Source organism: Rhizobacter sp., from assembly GCF_032229685.1.
In the GTDB taxonomy this organism is placed as follows: Bacteria; Pseudomonadota; Gammaproteobacteria; order Burkholderiales; family Burkholderiaceae_C; genus LMDS01.
The window spans coordinates 1-4,466 of the sequence record NZ_JAVTWP010000047.1 but is presented as its reverse complement, the minus strand read 5'-3'; the positions used below and the strand labels follow the sequence as shown (position 1 = coordinate 4,466).

Here is a 4,466-nt window from a genome sequence, read left to right as displayed (position 1 = left end):
GGCGCGGCGTCGGCCAGCGTGCGCGAGACGGTCGACGGGTTGACCGAATCGGTGGTGCGCGCGCTGCTGCGGTCGCGGCCGGGCGGTGGCACCTTTCACATCGAAGATGTGCAAGACCACGTCGAACTCGGCCTGATGCGCGGCGGCCACCACGAAGTGGCGCGCGCCTATGTGCTGTACCGCGAACGCCGTTCGCAGGAACGCGCGCGCCAAGGCCAGCCGGCTGCGCCGCTCGAGCCTGTGCTGACCGTGCTCGATCGTGGCCAGCGGGTGCCGCTCGACCTGGAGCACCTGAAAGCGCTGATCGACTCGGCCTGCGCCGGTCTGGGCGGCGATGTGCAGCCCGACCCCATCCTGGCGGAAACGCGGCGCAACCTGTACGACGGCGTTCCGATCGACGAGGTGCACAAGGCCTCGATCCTGGCGGCGCGCACGCTGATCGAGAAGGACCCGGGCTACACGCGGGCGACCGCGCGCCTGTTGCTGCACACGATTCGCCGCGAGATCCTCGGCGAAGAAGTGCTGCACGCCGACATGCACACCCGCTACGTCGAGTACTTTCCCGGCTACATCCAGAAGGGCGTGCGCGCCGAGTTGCTGGACGAGAAACTGTTGCAGTTCGATCTGGTGCGACTGGGTGCCGCACTGAAGGCTGACCGTGACCTGCAGTTCGACTACCTCGGTCTGCAAACGCTGTACGACCGCTACTTTCTGCACATCGAAGAAGCGCGCATCGAGCTGCCGCAAGCCTTCTACATGCGCGTGGCGATGGGCCTGGCGCTGAACGAGATCGACCGCGAAGCGCGTGCCATCGAGTTCTACGAAGTGTTGTCGAGCTTCGACTTCATGAGCAGCACGCCGACGCTGTTCAATGCCGGTACGCGCCGTTCGCAGTTGTCGAGCTGCTACCTCACGACCGTGGCCGACGACCTCGATGGCATCTACGAAGCGCTGAAGGAAAACGCGCTGCTCTCCAAGTTCGCCGGGGGTCTGGGCAACGACTGGACCAACGTGCGCGCGCTCGGCAGCCACATCAAGGGCACGAACGGCAAGAGCCAGGGTGTGGTGCCGTTCCTCAAGGTCGTGAACGACACAGCCGTGGCCGTCAATCAGGGTGGCAAGCGCAAGGGCGCTGTCTGCGCTTACCTGGAAAGCTGGCACCTCGACATCGAGGAGTTCCTCGAGTTGCGCAAGAACACCGGCGACGACCGTCGCCGCACGCACGACATGAACACCGCGAACTGGATCCCCGATCTGTTCATGAAGCGCGTGATGGACGGCAGCGACTGGACGCTGTTCTCGCCGAGCACCTGCCCCGACCTGCACGACAAGTTCGGCAAGGCCTTCGAAGTGGCCTACACCGCCTACGAAGACAAATGCGCGCGTGGCGAGATCAAGCTCTTCAAGAAGACGCCGGCACGCGACCTCTGGCGCAAAATGCTCTCGATGCTGTTCGAGACCGGGCACCCCTGGATCACGTTCAAGGACGCCTGCAATGTGCGCTCGCCGCAACAGCACGTGGGTGTCGTTCATTCCAGCAACCTGTGCACAGAGATCACGCTCAACACCAGCGAGACCGAAATCGCGGTGTGCAACCTGGGTTCAGTGAACCTGGTGCACCACCTCAAGCGCGAGAACGACGTCGTGCAGATCGATCACGTCAAGCTGAAGAAGACGGTCTCGACCGCGATGCGCATGCTCGACAACGTGATCGACATCAACTACTACGCTGTCAAGAAGGCGCGTGACTCGAACCTGAAGCACCGCCCAGTGGGCCTGGGCATCATGGGCTTCCAAGATTCTTTGTACGAACTGGGCTTGCCCTATGCGTCGGATGCGGCAGTGGCTTTTGCTGACCAGTCGATGGAAGCGGTCTGTTATCAGGCCTACTGGGCATCGACGGAACTGGCCGCCGAGCGTGGCCGGTATGCCAGCTACCGCGGTTCGTTGTGGGACCGCGGCATCCTGCCGATCGACTCGCTCGACCTGCTCGAACAGCAGCGCGGTGGTTATGTGGAAGTCGATCGCAGCGCGACACTCGACTGGAACGCGCTTCGCAGCCGCATCACCGAATTCGGCATGCGCAATTCCAACTGCGTGGCGATCGCGCCGACCGCAACCATCTCCAACATCATCGGCGTGAGCGCGTCGATCGAACCTTCGTTCGGGAACCTGTCTGTCAAGTCGAACCTGTCTGGCGAATTCACGATCGTCAACGAGTACCTCGTGCGCGACCTGAAGAAGCTCGGCCTCTGGGACGATGTGATGGTGATGGACTTGAAGCACTTCGACGGTTCGCTGCGCCGCATCGACCGGGTGCCCGAGGACCTGAAGGCGCTGTACGCCACGGCGTTCGAGATCGAGACGCAGTGGCTGGTCGAAGCTGCTGCACGACGCCAGAAGTGGATCGACCAAGGCCAGTCGTTGAACATCTACATGGCCGGTGCTTCGGGCAAGAAGCTCGACGAGACCTACAAGCTCGCATGGCTGCGTGGCCTGAAGACCACCTACTACCTGCGCACGGTCGGGGCCACTCACGCAGAGAAGTCGACAGTGAAAGCGGGTCAGATGAATTCGGTGTCGAGTGGCGCGGGTGCATCGACGCTGAGTGCCAAGAGCGCGCCCGCGAGCGTCGAAGCCGCACTCAGTCTGACGCATGTCGAACCCGCGACCGACATCAAGTTCTGTGCGATCGACACGCCGGATTGCGAAGCCTGCCAGTGAGACGGTCGGCGGTCATGGCGTTGATGACGGATGTCGAGACCGGCGTGCTCGGCATGCTCTCGTGAAGGTGTCGAGCCGAGCCGCGCCGATGCAATATCGCAACAAGCAATGCGCTCGAAAGTCAATAAGTGCTTGGGGTTCTTGCGCAACACTCTCATAATCAGAAAGCACTGGAAAATTCACCATGTTGGTTTGGGAAGAAGAAGTTAAACCCTCGACAATCCACGCAGCGAACTTGTCGCAGAGCCACTCGACGCCTGCGTTCGCAGACGCCTCTGCTGCGGTTTTTCCGGATGCAGCACCTGTAGACGTCCCGGCAACAGCCCGCCGCGTCAAGGCCGCCGACAAGCGAATCATCAACGGTCGCACCGACGTCAATCAGTTGGTCCCGTTCAAGTACAAGTGGGCTTGGGAAAAGTATCTGGCGGCGTGTGCCAATCACTGGATGCCGCAAGAGGTCAACATGTCGAGAGACATCGCGACATGGAAAGATCCCAACGGCCTGACCGAGGACGAGCGTCGAATCATCAAGCGCAATCTCGGTTTCTTCGTGACCGCCGATTCGCTCGCTGCGAACAACATCGTGCTGGGTACCTACCGCCACATCACGGCGCCGGAGTGCCGCCAGTTCCTGCTGCGCCAAGCCTTTGAAGAAGCGATTCACACGCACGCGTATCAGTACATCGTCGAATCGTTGGGTTTGGACGAAAGTGAAATCTTCAACGCCTACAACGAAGTCAAGTCGATTCGCGACAAGGACGAGTTCCTGCTGCCGTTCATCGGCGAGATCATGGACCCGGACTTCCAGACCGGAACGGCAGAGAACGACCAGAAACTGCTCAAGTCGCTGATCGTCTTTGCGTGCCTGATGGAAGGATTGTTCTTCTACGTCGGCTTCACGCAGATTCTCGCGCTCGGTCGCCAGAACAAGATGACCGGCGCTGCTGAGCAGTATCAGTACATCCTGCGTGACGAATCGATGCACTGCAATTTCGGCATTGACCTGATCAACCAGATCAAACTCGAGAACCCGCAGTTGTGGACCTCGGAGTTCAAGAGCGAGATCAAGGCGCTGTTTCACAAGGCAGTCGAACTCGAGTATCGCTACGCTGAAGACACGATGCCGCGCGGAGTGCTCGGTCTGAACGCGTCGATGTTCAAGGGATATCTGCGTTACATCGCCAACCGGCGTGCAACCCAGATCGGTTTGGAAGAGCTTTTCCCGAACGAAGAGAATCCGTTTCCGTGGATGAGCGAAATGATCGACCTGAAGAAGGAACGCAATTTCTTCGAAACCCGTGTCATCGAGTACCAAAGTGGTGGTGCGCTCTCGTGGGACTGACATGTGCCCACGGGAGGCAGGTCGTGCGCAAGAGATCAAGATCTGCAAATCGTGTTGAGTCGACGCAGAAGCGACTCACCGGTTTGCCTCCGGATTCATCGTACCTAAGCGCCCCTCCTGGGCAGACTTGGGGCGATGAATAGCTGTCCAGCCGTGGCTTCAAGCCATGAACGACAGTTTTTTTCAACTTGATCAAGGAGAAATGAAATGGCAACTGCAAAGAAAGCTCCGGCGAAAAAGGCCGCTGCGAAGAAGGCTCCGGCGAAGAAGGCCGCTGCGAAGAAGGCTCCGGCGAAGAAGGCCGCTGCGAAGAAGGCTCCGGCTAAGAAGGCCGCTGCGAAGAAGGCTCCGGCGAAAAAGGCCGCTGCGAAGAAGGCTCCGGCGAAGAAGGCCGCTGCGA

General features: G+C 60.2%; 3 protein-coding genes. All 3 read left to right on the top strand.

From position 1 onward, the window contains the following. A partial coding sequence (locus AC30PD_RS23570) for a ribonucleoside-diphosphate reductase subunit alpha (RefSeq protein WP_489538148.1) occupies positions 1-2,724 on the top strand: 2,724 nt, incomplete at its 5' end. Positions 2,725-2,908: 184 nt separating this feature from the next. Continuing rightward, a complete protein-coding gene (locus tag AC30PD_RS23565; RefSeq protein ID WP_489538147.1) occupies positions 2,909-4,066 on the top strand; it encodes a ribonucleotide-diphosphate reductase subunit beta in 1,158 nt (385 codons plus the stop codon). Positions 4,067-4,273: 207 nt separating this feature from the next. Next, positions 4,274-4,466, top strand: a 193-nt coding sequence (locus tag AC30PD_RS23560; RefSeq protein WP_489538146.1) for a hypothetical protein, incomplete at its 3' end; no start/stop codon positions are given.

What these genes read in the sequence shown, in the direction of transcription:
- AC30PD_RS23565 (WP_489538147.1), top strand. Translation starts at nt 2,909, where the DNA reads ATGTTGGTTTGGGAAGAAGAAGTTAAACCCTCGACAATCCACGCAGCG.